The following is a 14,338-nucleotide window of genomic DNA, read 5'->3' on the forward strand; positions in this document are numbered from 1 at the left end:
GCTCTCAGTCGACGAACTCAACGTCGCCCCCCGCCCGCCGGATCATGATCTCGCCGCGCTCCTCGAGCTGGCGGATCGTGCGGATGATGGCCTGCTGCGCCTCCTCGACCTGGGAGAGGCGGACCGGCCCGAGCAGGTCGATCTCCTCCACGAGTCCCTCGGCGGCACGGCTGGAGAGGTTGCGCGTGATCTTCTCGCGCACGGCCTGCGAGACGCCCTTGAGCGCCAGGGCCAGCGAGGAGACCTCGACCTGGCGCAGCACCTGCTGCACCGAGCGGTCGTCGAGGCTGGTGATGTCCTCGAACATGAACATCCGGCTCTTGACCTCCTCGGCCAGCGCCGGGTCGAGCGCCTCGAGGCCCTCGACGATCGAGCGCTCGGTCGAGCGGTCGGAGCAGTTGATGATGTTGACCATCTGGTCCAGGCCGCCGACGCGCGACATGTCCTGCGGCTGGAGCATCGAGGAGAGCTTGCGCTCCAGGGTGCTCTCGACGGCCTTGACGATGTCGGGGGACGTGCGGTCCATGACCGCGATCCGGTGGGCGACCTGCGCCTGCTGCTCCGCCGGCAGGCCGGAGAGCAGCAGCGAGGCCTTGTCCGGGGTCATGTGCGCCAGGACCAGCGCGATCACCTGGGGGTGCTCCTCGACGATGAAGGAGCGCAGCTGGGCGGGGTCGGCCTGGTGCAGGAACTGGAAGGGCATCTGCACCGCGGCGGCGTGCAGGCGCTCGATGATCTGGGCGGCGCGCTCGGGGCCGAGGGACTGCTCCAGCAGGGCCTGGGCGAAGCCGAGGCCGCCGCGGGCCATGTGCTCGCGGGCCATGAGCATGTCGCGGAACTCCAGGGCCACCGCCTCGGACTCCGCGACGCTGACCGAGTCCAGCATCGCGATCTCGGCGGTGATCGCCTCGACCTCGTGCTCGTCGAGGCCGCTCAGGACCTTGGCGGCCTGGTTCTTGCCGAGCTGCACCAGCAGGATCGCGGCCTTGCGGGCACCGAGGGTCTGGATCGGGCTCTTGGTCAGGGTGCTCATCAGCGCTCCACCAGCCAGCCGCGGAGCAGGGCGGCCACGTCGTCGGGCTGGCGCTCGATCAGGGCGCTGAGCTCCTCACGCACGTTGGACTCCTCGATGTGCTCGGCCTCGGCCAGCGCCAGGGTGGCGGCGGCCGGCGCCTCGATGGCCTGTCTCTCCTGGCGCAGCTGCTCGACGACGTACGTCGTGGCCTGCTCGCGCTTCTTGTTGCGGCGGCGGGCCGAGAGCATGGCCAGCAGCAGGACCAGCAGGACCGCGCCGACCAGCGCGCCCTTCTCGATCAGGTCGGCCCGGGCGGCGGCCGCCTCGGCGGCCGCGGCGGCCTCGAGCTCGGCGGCCACGGACTCCTCGCCGCTGCGGTCGAACGGCATGGTGACCACGCGGATGCTGTCGCCGCGGCGGCCGTCGATGCCGATCGCGTCGGCGATGAGGGTCCGCACGTCGGTGGCCGAGACCCCCTGCGTGGTGTTGGTGTCCAGGACGACGCCGACGTTGACCTTCTCCACCGAGCCCGGGGCGGTCTCGCGGGTCTCCACGACGGTGTCGACGCCGTTGGTGCGCGAGCTGGAGGAGTTGTTGTAGGCGCTGTCGCCGGCGGCGCCGGCACCCGTGTCGGTGCCCTGGTCGACGCCGACGACCCCGCCGACGCCCTCGGCGGCACCGGCGCCGGAGTAGGTCTCGCTGGACAGCGACTCCTGCAGCGCGGGGATCTCCTCGTCGGCGCGGTAGTCGGTGGTCTCGGTGACGGCCTTGTCGAAGTCGAGCTCGACCGTGGCCTGCACCGTGGAGTTGCCCGGACCCACGACCCGGTCGAGCATCGCCTGGAGCCGGGCCCGGAGCTGGTCCTGGTAGGCCTCGGTCTGCTGGGTGCGCTCGGTCGCCACGGCCGAGGTGCTGCCGCCGGGGGAGGAGAGCACCTGGCCGCTGGAGTCGGCGACGGTGACGTTGTCGGGGTCCAGGCCGTCGATGCTGGAGGCGACGAGGTGGACGACCGCCTGGACCTGCTCGGGCGCGAGGGTGCTGCCCGGGTTGGTCTGCACGAGGACCGAGGCGGTGGCCGGCTGCTGCTCGTCGGTGAAGACGTCCTTCTGCGGGATCGCGAGGTGGACGACCGCGCCGTTGACGCCGTCGATCGCCTTGATGGTCGAGGCGAGCTCGCCCTCCATCGCCCGCTTGAAGTCGGTCTGCTCCTTGAACTCCGAGGTGGAGATGCCCTGGTCGTCGAGGATGGAGTAGCCGCCCTCGCTGGCCGTCGGCAGGCCCTCGCCCGAGAGCGTGATCCGGGTGCTGTACACGGCGTCGCGCGGGACCATGATCGTGCCCCCGCCGTCGGCCAACTCGTAGCCGATGCCCTGCGCCTCCAGCTCCTCGACGACCGCCGAGGCGTCGGCGGGCGCGAGGTTGGAGAAGAGCGGGGCGTAGGTCGGGGCCGAGGCCCAGCGGAAGACCATGAAGCCACCCAGCAGCAGCGCGGCGGTGCCGATGATCGCGACGACCTTCTGGCCGGCTGTGAACTGCTGGAACGTGGAACGGTGGCGGTTCATCGACCGCGTGAGGACGTCGCGCATCAGACCTGCATCCGCATGATCTCGGTGAACGCCTCGACCGCCTTGTTGCGGATCGCGACGGTGACCTGGGTGGTGACCGCGGCCTGGGTGGCGGCGATCGTGTAGTCGTGGAGGTTCTGCAGGTCACCGGTGGCGGCCTGCACGGAGAGCTGGTCGGCGGTCTTCTGGACGCCGTCGAGGCGGTCCAGGCCGTCGAGCACGAGCTCGCCGAAGTCGGGTCCGGAGGAGCGCCCGGCACTCCCGGTGCCGCCGACCCCGCCGATGCCGCCGATCTCGGGCGCCGACGGGGGCGCGCTGGGGACGGTCGGCGGGACGTACGGCGTGAAGCCGCTCATGCCCTCGATGCCGCTGACGCTCATCGGCCGATCCCGACCGCGGTGGAGTAGGTGTCCTGCGCGAACTTGGTCACCTGGGCGGAAGCCTGGAAGCCGCGCTGGGCCATGATCAGCTCCGACATCTGGTCCGACATGTCCATGTCGGGCAGGCGCACGTAGCCCTCCTCGTCGGCCAACGGGTGGTCCGGCTGGTAGGTCAGGCGGCCCTCGGCGTCGCTCAGCGCGATCTCGCGCACCCGCACCCCACCGTCGTCGCGGGACTCCGCGACCACGAGCTGAGCCTGGAAGGCGTCCTGGTCGGTGCCCCGCACGGTGCCGACGTTGGCGATGTTGTGCGCCAGCGCGTCCAGCCAGGTCTGGTGCATGCCCAGGCCGGAGCCGGCGATGCGCAGGGAGTCGAAGGCGCCCATCACACGGCCCCGGCGACGGTCTTGACCAGGGCGAACCGGTCGGTCACCGCCCGGGCGACCATCTGGTACATGAACTGCGACTGCATCGCGGCGAGGGTCTCCTTGCGGAGGTCGACGTTGTTGCCGTTCTCACCGACCGGGGTGTTGGCGTCCAGCTCCATCGGCGCGGCGCCGCCGAGGCGGCGTGCCATGGCGCCCTCCGCGCCGGGGGCCCCACCGGGGCCGCCGATGGCGGAACGGAGCACGGACTCGAAGTCGACAGCCGTCGCGCGGAAGCCGGGGGTGTCGATGTTGGCCAGGTTGTCGGCGATGGTGTTCTGACGCTGCGACAGCCCGTCCAGGGCGAAGCCCAGGATGGCCGACACGGAGTCGGAGACCGCGTACGACGGGACGGACACGACTACTCCTCACGCTGGTGCGAGGTGGCTGCCGGTCCGTCGGCGGAAGGGGTGAGCGTTCCGTGCTCGAGGTGGCTGATCGGCTCGTCCGCCGAGCACCTGAGCGGAACTCCGAGATGTGTGGACCACTGGTCCCGATACCCCCCGGGTGGACTACGTCGCCACACCGGACGGACGAGCTCCGCCTCGTGCGGGCGACGGCGTGCGTCGCGGGGCCGGACGTGCGGGACCCCCCGGACCGGAGGGGCCGGGGGGTCTCGCGTGTGGTGTCGCAGGGGTCCCTCGGGAGCGATCCCCAGTGGCGGGGTCGCTCAGGTGAGGACCACGGCCACCCGACCGGAGCCGTAGCCCGCGACGTCCACGTGGAAGTCGGCCCTGCGGCCGAGGATCTGGGTGCGGATGCGCGCGTCGACCGGGAGCTCCTGGCCGGCGGTCTGCGCGGAGTAGAGCCGCAGGTGGGCGGCGCCCTCGACGTTGAAGACGGCCGAGAAGACGTTGAAGACCTCGGCGAGGCCCTCGGCCATCGTCTCGGGCAGGGCGCCGTCCTCGATGGCCTGCTCGGCGCCGCTGGAGGGCACCAGTGCGAGGGCGGCCCCCGCGTGCGCCGACAGCGGGAGGTCGAAGGCGACCACCGCGCGCACCACGAGGGTGTCGTCGACGAACTGCGCGATGCTCGCCGGGTAGTGGGCGTTCACCGCGAACGGCGGCCCGGGCTTGAGCGTGACGTCGCGGTCCAGGAGGTCGCCGAGCAGGTCGCGGATCTCCTTGGGCGCCGGCAGGTGCACCGGCTGTGCCTGGTCGGGAGCCTTCATGACGGGCTGGCTCACGTGCTCGCCCCGAGGACCGTGCCGAGGGCCTCGTCGAAGGCCTCGGGGGTGAAGGGCTTGGCGATGAGGAAGGCCGCCCCTGCCGCCTCGGCCTGGGCGCGCATGGCCGCGGAGCCCTCGGAGGTGACGAAGCCGAACGGCACCGTCCCGCCCGAGGCGCGCAGCGTGGTGAGGAAGTCGATGCCGCTCATCTCCGGCATGTTCCAGTCCGAGAGGACCAGGTCCGGGGCCTCGCGCTGGACGGCCTCCAGGCCCTCGCGACCGTTCTCGGCCTCGACGATGTCGTGGCCGGCGTGGCCGGACTGGCGCAGGGTGCGGATCACGATCTGGCGCATCACGCGGCTGTCGTCGACGACGAGGATCTTCATCGGGGTGCTCCTAGCTCAGGGCGGGCGGGTCGGGGGAACGGTGACCGGACGTCAGGCGACGGCGGGGGGAGGAGGCGTGTGGACGGTCACGACGACCGGCTCCCCGCGCCAGGTGAGGTCGAGGCGGCAGACCTCGACCAGGTGCGAGCCGGGGGAGATGTCGCCGTGCCCGACCAGCGGCAGCGACAGGACGGCGGCGCCGGCCATGAGGCTCTTGATGTTGCCGCCGACCATGTTGACCAGCTCGCCCAGGGCGTCGCGCAGGTCCTCGTCGGTGCAGTCGTCCTCACCGCACATCAGCATCGTGGAGGTGACGTGCACGGCGCCGGGGTCGGTCAGCTGCACGGTGACCTGGGCGTCCCAGCCACCACTCACGGTGATGGCGGCCGACCAGCCTCCCGGCGGCATCGGCGTGGGCAGCGGCAGGATCGGCTCCTCGGCCCCGAGGAAGCTCGACCACACCTCCTCGACGACGGCGTGCACGTCCCCGAGGGACGGCTCCATGGTGACGGTCATGCGGGGACCTCCTGGGCGACGAGCCCGAGGAGCTCCATCTTCTCGATGATGGCGTCGGGCGTGAACGGCTTGATGACGTACTCGTGGGCTCCTGCTGCCAGTGCCCGCACGATCTGGCCGTGCTCGCTCTCGGTGGTGACCATCATCAGGGTCACGTTGCGCCACCGCTCGTCGGCCCGCACGCGGGTGACGAAGGTGTAGCCGTCCATGAGGGGCATGTTCCAGTCGATGAGGCAGATGTCCGGGGTGAGCCCGGACTCCAGGTGGTCCAGCGCCTCCTGGCCGTTGCCGGCCTCGGTGGTCTCGAACCCGAGCTCGGTGACGATGCGGCGCAGGATGCTCCGCATCGTCCTGGAGTCGTCGATGATGAGGGCGTGCACGTCAGGCTCCTGTCTGACTGAGGGCGGTGAAGGCAGGGGGCGCCACCGTGGTCGCGGCAGCGGGTGCCGCCGGGGGCCGGGTCGCCAGGGTCGGGCGTGCGGCCGTGCGGGGCCGGTGCATCCAGACCCGACCCGCGGCCTCGCGGGTCCAGGCGTCGTCGAGGTCGAGGGTGGTCTCCGAGGAGCCGAGCAGCAGGAAGCCGTCCGGCGAGATGCGCGTGCTGACGCGGCGCAGGATGTCGCGCTTGGTGTCCATGTCGAAGTAGATGAGCACGTTGCGCAGGAAGACGATGTCGAAGACCGGCATCGGTGGGAACGGCGCCGCGAGGTTGAGGTGCTGGGTGGTCACCATCGAGCGCAGCTCGGGGGAGACCTCCCACTCGTTGCCGACGCGGGTGAACCAGGTGACCAGGCGCTGGGCCGGCATGCCGCGGTTCATCTCCACCTGGGAGTACCTCCCGGCCTTGACCCGCTCCAGCATCGTCGTGGACACGTCGGTGGCGTGGATGCGGGCCGTCCAGCCCGGGGGGAGGTGCTCCTTGAGCAGCATGGTCAGCGAGTACGCCTCCTGGCCGCTCGAGCACGCCGCGGACCAGATCTCCAGGTGCTTGACGTGCTTCCGCGACTCCAGGAGCGGGGGCAGCATGGCGTCGGTGAAGGCCTGGTAGGGCGCGAGGTCGCGGAACCACGACGTCTCGTTGATGGTGAGTGCGTCCACGGCGCGGGCGCGCTCGGCGAGGTCGGTGGACAGACGGGCGACGTACGAGTCGACATCCGGTGTCCCCGCAGCGCGGGCGAGGGGGAGCAACCTGGCCTCGACGAGGTACTCCTTGCCCGGTTCGCAGAGCATGGCAGTCTCTCGTCGCAGCAGGTCCGCCACGTAGGCGAAGCTGGTGGGTGAGATCACGCCGGTCCCATCGTCCCGGGCCAGGGGGACCTGAGTGCTTCTCGGGCCGGCTGTCGGCGAGGGACCAAGGTCCCGACCTGGCTCCGACCCGGTCACCGATGCCGCGGACGCCTCACGTGCGTGCCCGGGATGCCGATGTCAGCCACGTGATCCGTGCTCTCGTGGTCGACGACTCGGCCGTGCTGCGTCGACTGATCAGCAACGTGCTGGCCTCCGACCCCGAGATCGAGGTCGTCGGCACCGCCGTCGACGGTCTCGACGCGATCGAGAAGGTCGACGTGCTCAAGCCCGACGTCGTCACCCTCGACGTGGAGATGCCCCGCCTGGACGGGCTCGGCGCGGTGAAGGAGATCAGCGCCCGACACCCGCGGCTGCCGGTCATCATGTTCAGCACGCTGACGGAGAAGGGGGCCAGCGCCACGCTGCACGCCCTCTCCAACGGGGCCAGCGACTACGTCGCGAAGCCCACGGGTGCGACCTCCTTCGCCGACGCCCTCGACATCGTCCGCGACGAGCTGCTGCCCCGCGTCAAGGCGCTCACCGCCGCCCGCCGCATCTCCGCCGGCGCGCCTGCTGCCGTGCCCCGGCCGCGGGCCACGCCCCCCGTGCGCACCCAGCCCGAGGTCCTCGTCATCGCCTGCTCCACCGGCGGACCGGACGCGCTGTCGAAGGTGCTGGCCGGGCTGCCGGCCACCTTCGCCCTGCCCGTGCTCGTCACCCAGCACATGCCGCCCGTCTTCACCGCCCAGTTCGCCGACCGCCTCGACCGGGTCTCCCCGCTGTCGGTGCGAGAGGCCGCCGACGGCGACGTCGTACGCCGCGGGGAGGTCCTCGTGGCACCGGGCGACTTCCACCTCCGGGTCTCCCGGTCGGCCGGCGTCGTCCGGGCCGCCCTCGACCAGGGTCCGCGGGAGAACTTCTGCCGCCCCGCCGCCGACCCGCTGCTGCGCTCGGCCGCCGAGCTCTACGGTCCCGGCGTGCTCTGCCTCGTCCTGACCGGCATGGGGTCCGACGGTCTCGAGGGGGCCCGGGTCGTGGTCGACAAGGGCGGCCGGGTCGTCGTGCAGGACCAGGCCACCTCGGTCGTCTGGGGCATGCCGGGTGCCGTCGCCGGCGCAGGGCTGGCCCACGAGGTGCTGCCGCTCGAGGCGATCGCCCCGCGGCTCAGCGTGCTGGCGGGGGCCCTGCCGGTGGGCTGAGGTCTGTCTGTCGGGGTCGGTCGTGGGTGGTCGGCGCCGGTCGGGCCCTCGCGCGGAGGCGTCGGCTCCCTGCCGGGGGCGATCGGACGGGCGCCCCCTTCGTCGCTACCAGCCCGTTCGCTCGTACCTCACGAACGGGCCGCCAGACCCAACCACGCTCCTCCGGGGGCGCCCGTCCGATCGCCCCCGTCAGTCCGCCGACACGGTCGCGCGAGGGCCCGACCGGCGCCTCCGGGTCGTTCGTGGGCGCGGTCGTGGGCGGTGGGTCGGCGCTCGTGCTGGCTAGCTGCCGCGCTTGCGGAGGGCCTCGGCGAGGCTGGCGATGGCGTCCTCGGCGGGGGAGGAGGCAGCCTGGTTGGTGTTGGCGACCTCGGCCAGGAGCTCGGCGCGGTTGACCGCGACGGAGCGGGGGGCGTCGATGCCGATCCGTACGACGTCGCCGCGGACCTCGAGCACGGTCACGGTGATGTCGTCGCCGATGACGACGCTCTCACCGACGCGGCGGCTCAGGACCAGCATGGGACAACGCTACCCGGCGTACCTCTCCCTCGTGGCGTTCAGGCCACGAGCGGCGTGTGGGTGGACAGCGCGGGATCGTCGAGGACGACCTGGCAGGCCCGCTGGGTGTGGGTGTTGACGAGCACGGGGGCGAGCAGGTTGGCCGTGGTGTCGGCCAGGCTCGGGCCGGCGGTGAGCACGCTCAGCAGCAGCACGTCCTCGGCGCGGGTGACGCCGAGCTCGGAGGCCGTGGCGTCGTCGATGACGGGGGCGTACTCGGGGAAGAAGGCGTGCGGCGGCACGACCAGGAAGCGCAGGTCGGGGTCGTCGAGGGAGCGCAGGGCGCAGAGGACGCCGCCCTCGTCGAGGCGCACGAGCGCGAAGCGACGGTGGGCGGGGAAGCCGGGCATCGGGTGGACCAGCTCGATGACGGGCAGGTCGGCCGCGACGGACTCGGCGGACGAGCCGTTCTCCGACGGGCCGGACGGGGGCTCGGTCATCTGGCTGCGGTGCTCCTCGGCTGCGGGGTGGGCGGCGGGATCCCTGGTCTCGGTGGCGATCATCGCAGGAAGTCCACGAGGCTCGGCTGCATGACGCGCGAGGTGGAGGCGAGGGCGGCCTGGTAGGCGACCTCGTGCATCTGCAGGTCCACCATCGCCTTGGGCAGGTCGGTGTCCTCGACCTCCGACAGCGCCGTACGCAGGGTGACCAGGGCGTCTTGGCCCTTGCGCTCGGCGGAGTCGACCCGGTTGTAGGCGGCGCCGACGGCGGCCTGGGCGCGGGTGACCGCCTTGCTGCGCTGCTCCATGGCCGCGAGGCCCGTCTGGATGCCGGTCTTGTCCCCCGTCAGCAGGGCGGTCTCCAGTGCGGCGAGGTCGTCGAAGAGGTTGGCCCCGTTCGGGCCGACGACGTCGGTCCCCGGCACGTCGATGCGGACCTTCACGCCGTCGGCGACGCTCCGCTCGACGGGGGCGTCGAGACCGATGTACTGGCCCGTCGCGTCGAAGGCCTTGCCGCCGGAGGTGACCCCGCCGAAGACGGGGCGGTCGAGGTAGGTGGTGTTCGCCTGGCCGAGCAGCCCCTCGCGGATCTGCCGCAGCTCGGTCACCAGGGCCTGGGCGGACTCCGGGCTGGTGGAGGCGTTGGCGCCCTGGAGCGCCAGCTCGCGGGCGCGTCGCAGGTTGTCGGCCATGCCCTGGAGCGTGGTGTCGGTGACGTCGAGCCAGCCCAGGCCGTTCTGCGCGTTGCGCACGTGCTGCTGGGTCTGCGCGACCTGCACCCGGATCTTCATCGACGTGGTGGCGTCGGTGGGGGAGTCCGAGGGGCGGTTGATCTCCTTGCCCGTGGACAGCCGCTCCTGGGTGCGCGCCAGCCGGTCGAGCCCGGCCTGCAGGGAGGCCACCGACCTCCCGGCGATCATGTTCTGGGTGACGCGGACCATGGCCATCAGCCGACCCCTGTCCTGTTGATGAGTGTGTCGAGCACGGAGTCCATGACCGACATGACACGGGCGGCGGCCTCGTAGGCGCGCTGCGCGGTGAGCATCGCGACGGTCTCCTCGTCGAGGTTCACGCCGCCGAGCTGCTCGCGGGCGGCGTCGACCTGGTTGGTGAGGAGGGACTGGGTGCGGACCAGCCGCTGGGCCGAGGCGACCTCGGTGCCGAAGCCGTTGACGAGCCGCTGGTAGGCGCCCTCGGCGGTGCCGGCGGTCCCGATCGCGTCGGCGGTGCTGCCGTCGAGCGCACCGCCCGGCAGCGACGAGGCCGCGACCTGGCGGTTCGTGACGTTGACGGTCAGGCTGGCCGCGGGGTTGGCGGGGTCGTAGGTGAAGAAGGCCAGCCCCGGGTTGCCGTCCTGGTCGAAACCGGACGTGTGCGCGGCGTTCACCGTGTCGGCCAGGTCCTTGGCCACCGCGTCCAGCCCGGCGGCGTACGCCGGCAGCGTGGTGTTGAGCAGGTCCGTGGACGCACCGACCTCACCGCGCACGCCGGCCGTGAGGGGCGTCGTGGTGGCGCCGGTGGTGATGGACAGAGTCACGGGCTGGCCGTCGGACCCGCCGGTGGGCGTGACGCCGGTGGTGATCTCCAGCCGGCCGGCGGTGATGCCCGAGACGAGCGCGACGCCGGCGACGTCGACGTTCAGGGCCCCGTCGGGCTGCACGAGGCCGACCCCGCCGGTGAGCTGGGCCAGCCGCTGGCCGAGCAGGTCGCGCTGGTCGGCGAGGTCGCTGGTGTCGACGCCGTCGAGCTTGGCGGTCGCGAGTGCTCGGTTGGTCTCGGCGAGCTCGACGGCGAGGGTGTTGACCTCGCTGACCGTCCCCTGGAGCGAGAGCCGCTGGGTCGCGGTCTCGGCGGCGACGTTGGCCGACTGCGACGAGAACGCGGCGGCGAGGGCCTCGGCGCGGGCCAGCACCTGGCCGCGGGCCGCGGCGCCGGCGGGGTCGTTGGCGACGTCCTGCCACGCGGAGCGGAAGTCGGCGAGCGCGGCGGAGACGCCGGCGTCACCGGGCTCGCCCACACCGCTCTCCATCCGGGCCAGCGCGGTCGCGCGCAGCTGGAGGTAGGAGAGGGACGAGTGCTCGGTGCGCGACCGGGCGTCGAGCAGCGCGTCGTTCATCCGGGTGATCCCGGCCATCCGCACGCCCGCTCCGGCGCCCTCGTAGCGCGACCAGCGAGCCGGCACCGTCGGGGCGCCCAGCGACTCGCCGTCGGCGCGACGACGGTTGTAGCCCTCGGTCGAGACGTTGGCGATGTTATGGCTGGCCGCGTCCATCGCGACGCGGTTGTACCTCAGCGCGCTGAGCGCGGTGTTGAGGGAGGACAGGGTGCCGGACATGGGCTCAGAGGCTGCTGTCGAAGAGCCGGGCCACGGGCGCGGCCCCGACCGCGGTGCCGTCGGGGCTGTAGCCCTCGGTGGTCTCGCCCAGGCCGGCCAGCGCCTCGCGGGCCTGGCGGTAGCCGTGGGTGAGCAGGTCGCGGTTGGAGTCGGCGAGCGCGGTGATCTGGCGGGTCGAGGTCGCGAAGGCCTCGCGGTGCTCGTGCAGGATCGTGGCCCACGGCTCGGGGGCGGCGTCGGCGAGCTGGCGCAGCGTCGGGTTGGGCGCGCAGCCGACCTCCTCGGCGGCGGCGTCGGCGGCCACCGAGCGCAGCACCTCGGTCTCACGCAGGGTCTCCAGCACGGCCTCCACGTCACGCGCGGCGCGCATGAGGTGGTCGGTGCGGTTGCTGGCGAGGACCAGCTGCTCGACCTCGAGCCGGTACAGCAGGGTGTCGAGCAGCTCGCGCTCGCGCCAGAGGACCAGGCACAGCTTCTCCACGGCGTACTCCGACTCGGTTCGTGGGCGACGCCCCATGCGTCGTCCCGGCTGGTGGCACACGGTGCCGACCCTCCAGTCGGCCGGGGACCAGACCACCTGAGACGTTTCCCCACGGCTCCTCCGAGCCCTGCCGGTGGACCTGAGGGGGGATTCCACGCTCAGTGCCGGGGGTGGAGGGTCTGTGTAAACGCTTCCCTCGGACAGGTGTCCGCCCGGTGTCGAACGTGCGGGTGGTCTAGCCCCTTCGGGCCATGCCGGTCCAAAACCCTTCCGGCTTTGCGCAAAGGAGCGCAACCTGTCATCTGTGCACCGGTCTGGGAGGGCCGAGCACGACCCGCCGGTCAGGGAGGGCCGGCGGAGGGGAGCAACTGAGGGAGGCCCGCGTGAGCAACGACGCGTGCAGCAACTACGACTCGACCGGCGAGGGACACCGCGAGGACGACCCGATGCGTGAGGGGCTCGTCGTCGAGCACATGACGCTCGTGTCCCACATCGTCCGCGAGACCATGACCCGCGTCCCGGCCCACGTGAGCCGCGACGACCTGCAGTCAGCCGGCCTGACCGCCCTGGTCAAGGCGGCCCGGGCCTACGAGCCCGACCGCGGAGTGCCGTTCACCCGGTACGCCGCCAGCCGCATCCGCGGCGCGATCCTCGACGAGCTGCGCCAGGTCGACTGGGCCTCGCGCTCGGTCCGCCGCCGCGGCCGCGACCTCGACGCCGCCCGCAGCGCCCTGGCCAACAGCCTGGGCCGGGCGCCGGAGAACCACGAGGTCGCCGCCTCGCTCGGTATCTCGGTCGCCGAGGTCGAGAACAACGACGGCGACGTGGCCCGCGCCAACGTGCTGTCCCTGCAGGGCTCGGAGGTCTCCTTCGAGGAGATGCTCGTGAGCACCGCCCCGGCGCCGGCCGACCTGGTCGAGCACCGGGAGAAGCTGGAGTACCTCGTCGACGCGATCGCCGAGCTGCCCGAGCGGCTGCGGATCGTGGTGCAGGAGTACTTCCTCGCCGAGCGGCCGATGGCCGAGATCGCCGAGACCCTCGGGGTCACCGAGTCCAGGGTCTCGCAGATCCGCGCCGAGGCGCTGGTCCTGCTGCGCGACGCCCTCAACAGTGCGCTCGACCCCAGCCTGGTCGCGCCGCACGCCCGACCCCAGGGCTGTGCCGCCCAGCGCCGCAACGCCTACTTCGAGGCCGTGGCCGCCCGTCACGCCGCCGGTCGGGTCAGCGTGCGGGTCCCCCAGGCAGGCACCGCCTAGGGGAACCGCACCTCTGCTCGGCGCCGCGTCGGCCCCGGACGGAACTGCTCGAGAAAACCCCTCAAGCAGCTCCGACCGGGGCCGATGTGCTTCGTCGAGGCCCATGGACGGGCCGACCGACTCACATCCAGGAAGGGATCCATCATGAGTCTTCGCATCAACCAGAACATCGACGCCGTCAACAGCTACCGCAACCTGTCGGTCACGCAGGGCCAGATGAGCAAGTCCCTGGAGAAGCTCTCCAGCGGCTTCCGCATCAACCGTGCCGCCGACGACGCCGCGGGTCTGGCGATCTCCGAGGGCCTGCGCTCGCAGATCGGCGGTCTCAAGGTCGCGGTCCGCAACACCCAGGACGGTGTCTCGGTCGTGCAGACCGCTGAGGGTGCTCTCACCGAGACGCACTCGATCCTCCAGCGCATGCGCGACCTGGCGGTCCAGTCGGCCAACGACTCCAACGACTCCAACTCTCGGACGGCGATCAACGCCGAGGCGACCGCGCTGAAGGACGAGCTGACCCGCATCGCGGACAAGACGACCTTCAACAACGTCAAGCTGCTCGACGGCAACTTCACCGGAAAGCAGTTCCAGGTCGGCTACGCCGCCAATGACACCATCACCGTCGACATCGAGGCCAAGGGCGCTCCGGCCAGCTTCGCCACCACGGCTGCGGGAACCGGCGTCGCCGTGACCGGCGCGGGCACCTTCACCTTCAGCCAGGCTGGCGCGGGCGGTCTGTCGATCACCACGGGCAGCATCGCCACCACCACCAACGCCACGCAGACCCGAGACGCCTTGAACGCGGACGCCAACTTCTCCTCCGCTTTCTACGCCGACCTCACGTCCACTGGTGAGCTGCGGGTGACCGCCATTGGCGGCAACGGCAACGCCGTCGCCGTGGCGGCTGGCAGCGGTACCGCTGCCGGCCTCGTGGCTGGCACCGGCTCCGCTGCCGGCGGCGACAGCGGCTTCAGTGCCACCGCGCTGGGCGTGACGGGCGTCAACCTGTCGACCCAGTCCGGCGCCACCACGGCCATCACCTCGATCGACACCGCGATCAAGTCGGTCTCCACGGCCCGCGCCAGCCTCGGTGCCCTGCAGAACCGGTTCGAGCACACGATCAACAACCTGAACGTGACCGCCGAGAACCTCTCCGCCAGCGAGAGCCGGATCCGCGACACCGACATGGCCCAGGAGATGATGAGCTTCACCCGGGCTCAGATCCTCTCCCAGGCCGGCACGGCGATGCTCGCCCAGGCCAACCAGGCGCCCCAGGGCGTCCTGAGCCTGCTGCGCTGATCACCTGAGTCCCGGTGACCGGGGCCCGGCG

18 protein-coding genes are annotated in these 14,338 nt (G+C 71.9%); 3 read left to right on the top strand and 15 right to left on the bottom strand.

Annotated features, from left to right (window positions below):
• Nucleotides 1-4 precede the first annotated feature (4 nt).
• The 10 genes from fliG to Q1V71_RS00530 all read right to left on the bottom strand — a co-directional run bounded on the left by fliG (nt 5) and on the right by Q1V71_RS00530 (nt 6,742).
• Nucleotides 5-1,033, bottom strand: a complete 1,029-nt coding sequence (gene fliG, locus Q1V71_RS00485; protein WP_300639173.1) for a flagellar motor switch protein FliG — start codon at nt 1,031-1,033, stop codon at nt 5-7.
• On the bottom strand, nt 1,033-2,601 hold the full coding sequence (gene fliF, locus Q1V71_RS00490) for a flagellar basal-body MS-ring/collar protein FliF (RefSeq protein WP_300639176.1): 1,569 nt from the start codon (nt 2,599-2,601) through the stop codon (nt 1,033-1,035). The genes fliG and fliF overlap by 1 nt, the downstream gene beginning before the upstream one ends.
• A complete protein-coding gene (gene fliE, locus Q1V71_RS00495) occupies nt 2,601-2,960 on the bottom strand; it encodes a flagellar hook-basal body complex protein FliE (protein ID WP_300639179.1) in 360 nt (119 codons plus the stop codon). Before fliE ends, fliF begins: the two co-directional genes overlap by 1 nt.
• Complete coding sequence (locus Q1V71_RS00500; RefSeq protein ID WP_300639182.1) at nt 2,957-3,346, bottom strand: flagellar basal body rod C-terminal domain-containing protein; 390 nt, start codon at nt 3,344-3,346, stop codon at nt 2,957-2,959. Before Q1V71_RS00500 ends, fliE begins: the two co-directional genes overlap by 4 nt.
• Entirely contained in the window at nt 3,346-3,744 is a 399-nt protein-coding gene (gene flgB / locus Q1V71_RS00505; RefSeq protein ID WP_300639185.1) for a flagellar basal body rod protein FlgB, read from the bottom strand. Before flgB ends, Q1V71_RS00500 begins: the two co-directional genes overlap by 1 nt.
• A gap of 311 nt (nt 3,745-4,055) precedes the next feature.
• Nucleotides 4,056-4,571, bottom strand: coding sequence for a hypothetical protein (locus Q1V71_RS00510; protein WP_300639188.1), 516 nt, complete (start codon nt 4,569-4,571; stop codon nt 4,056-4,058).
• Entirely contained in the window at nt 4,568-4,939 is a 372-nt protein-coding gene (locus Q1V71_RS00515) for a response regulator (RefSeq protein WP_300639191.1), read from the bottom strand. Before Q1V71_RS00515 ends, Q1V71_RS00510 begins: the two co-directional genes overlap by 4 nt.
• Before the next feature lie 51 nt (nt 4,940-4,990).
• Nucleotides 4,991-5,455, bottom strand: a complete 465-nt coding sequence (locus Q1V71_RS00520) for a chemotaxis protein CheX (RefSeq protein WP_300639194.1) — start codon at nt 5,453-5,455, stop codon at nt 4,991-4,993.
• Entirely contained in the window at nt 5,452-5,835 is a 384-nt protein-coding gene (locus Q1V71_RS00525) for a response regulator (protein ID WP_300639197.1), read from the bottom strand. Before Q1V71_RS00525 ends, Q1V71_RS00520 begins: the two co-directional genes overlap by 4 nt.
• A gap of 1 nt (nt 5,836) precedes the next feature.
• Nucleotides 5,837-6,742 carry a protein-glutamate O-methyltransferase CheR gene (locus tag Q1V71_RS00530; RefSeq protein ID WP_300639201.1) on the bottom strand — a complete coding sequence of 302 codons (906 nt, stop codon included), beginning with the start codon at nt 6,740-6,742 and terminating at the stop codon, nt 5,837-5,839.
• 146 nt (nt 6,743-6,888) lie between these two features.
• On the opposite strand from Q1V71_RS00530, the gene Q1V71_RS00535 reads away from it, so the two are divergent.
• Nucleotides 6,889-7,941 carry a chemotaxis response regulator protein-glutamate methylesterase gene (locus tag Q1V71_RS00535; RefSeq protein ID WP_300639204.1) on the top strand — a complete coding sequence of 351 codons (1,053 nt, stop codon included), beginning with the start codon at nt 6,889-6,891 and terminating at the stop codon, nt 7,939-7,941.
• A gap of 282 nt (nt 7,942-8,223) precedes the next feature.
• On the opposite strand, the gene csrA is transcribed toward Q1V71_RS00535, so the two are convergent.
• The 5 genes from csrA to Q1V71_RS00560 are packed head-to-tail and all read right to left on the bottom strand — an operon-like array spanning nt 8,224 to nt 11,755.
• Nucleotides 8,224-8,460, bottom strand: a complete 237-nt coding sequence (gene csrA, locus Q1V71_RS00540; RefSeq protein WP_300639207.1) for a carbon storage regulator CsrA — start codon at nt 8,458-8,460, stop codon at nt 8,224-8,226.
• A gap of 38 nt (nt 8,461-8,498) precedes the next feature.
• A complete protein-coding gene (gene fliW / locus Q1V71_RS00545; RefSeq protein ID WP_300639209.1) occupies nt 8,499-9,002 on the bottom strand; it encodes a flagellar assembly protein FliW in 504 nt (167 codons plus the stop codon).
• On the bottom strand, nt 8,999-9,886 hold the full coding sequence (gene flgL, locus Q1V71_RS00550; protein ID WP_300639212.1) for a flagellar hook-associated protein FlgL: 888 nt from the start codon (nt 9,884-9,886) through the stop codon (nt 8,999-9,001). The genes fliW and flgL overlap by 4 nt, the downstream gene beginning before the upstream one ends.
• Nucleotides 9,886-11,274, bottom strand: coding sequence for a flagellar hook-associated protein FlgK (gene flgK, locus Q1V71_RS00555; protein ID WP_300639215.1), 1,389 nt, complete (start codon nt 11,272-11,274; stop codon nt 9,886-9,888). Before flgK ends, flgL begins: the two co-directional genes overlap by 1 nt.
• Before the next feature lie 4 nt (nt 11,275-11,278).
• Nucleotides 11,279-11,755 (bottom strand): flagellar protein FlgN, encoded by a 477-nt coding sequence (locus Q1V71_RS00560; protein WP_300639218.1) that lies wholly within the window; start codon nt 11,753-11,755, stop codon nt 11,279-11,281.
• Nucleotides 11,756-12,138: 383 nt separating this feature from the next.
• On the opposite strand from Q1V71_RS00560, the gene Q1V71_RS00565 reads away from it, so the two are divergent.
• Together Q1V71_RS00565 and Q1V71_RS00570 are read left to right on the top strand one after the other, a co-directional pair.
• Nucleotides 12,139-13,011: a sigma-70 family RNA polymerase sigma factor gene (locus Q1V71_RS00565; RefSeq protein WP_300639221.1), complete on the top strand. Its 873-nt coding sequence runs from the start codon at nt 12,139-12,141 to the stop codon at nt 13,009-13,011.
• A gap of 144 nt (nt 13,012-13,155) precedes the next feature.
• A complete protein-coding gene (locus Q1V71_RS00570; RefSeq protein ID WP_300639224.1) occupies nt 13,156-14,307 on the top strand; it encodes a flagellin in 1,152 nt (383 codons plus the stop codon).
• The last annotated feature ends 31 nt before the right edge of the window (nt 14,308-14,338 follow it).

The organism is Nocardioides sp. (assembly GCF_030149505.1).
In the GTDB taxonomy this organism is placed as follows: Bacteria; Actinomycetota; Actinomycetes; order Propionibacteriales; family Nocardioidaceae; genus Nocardioides.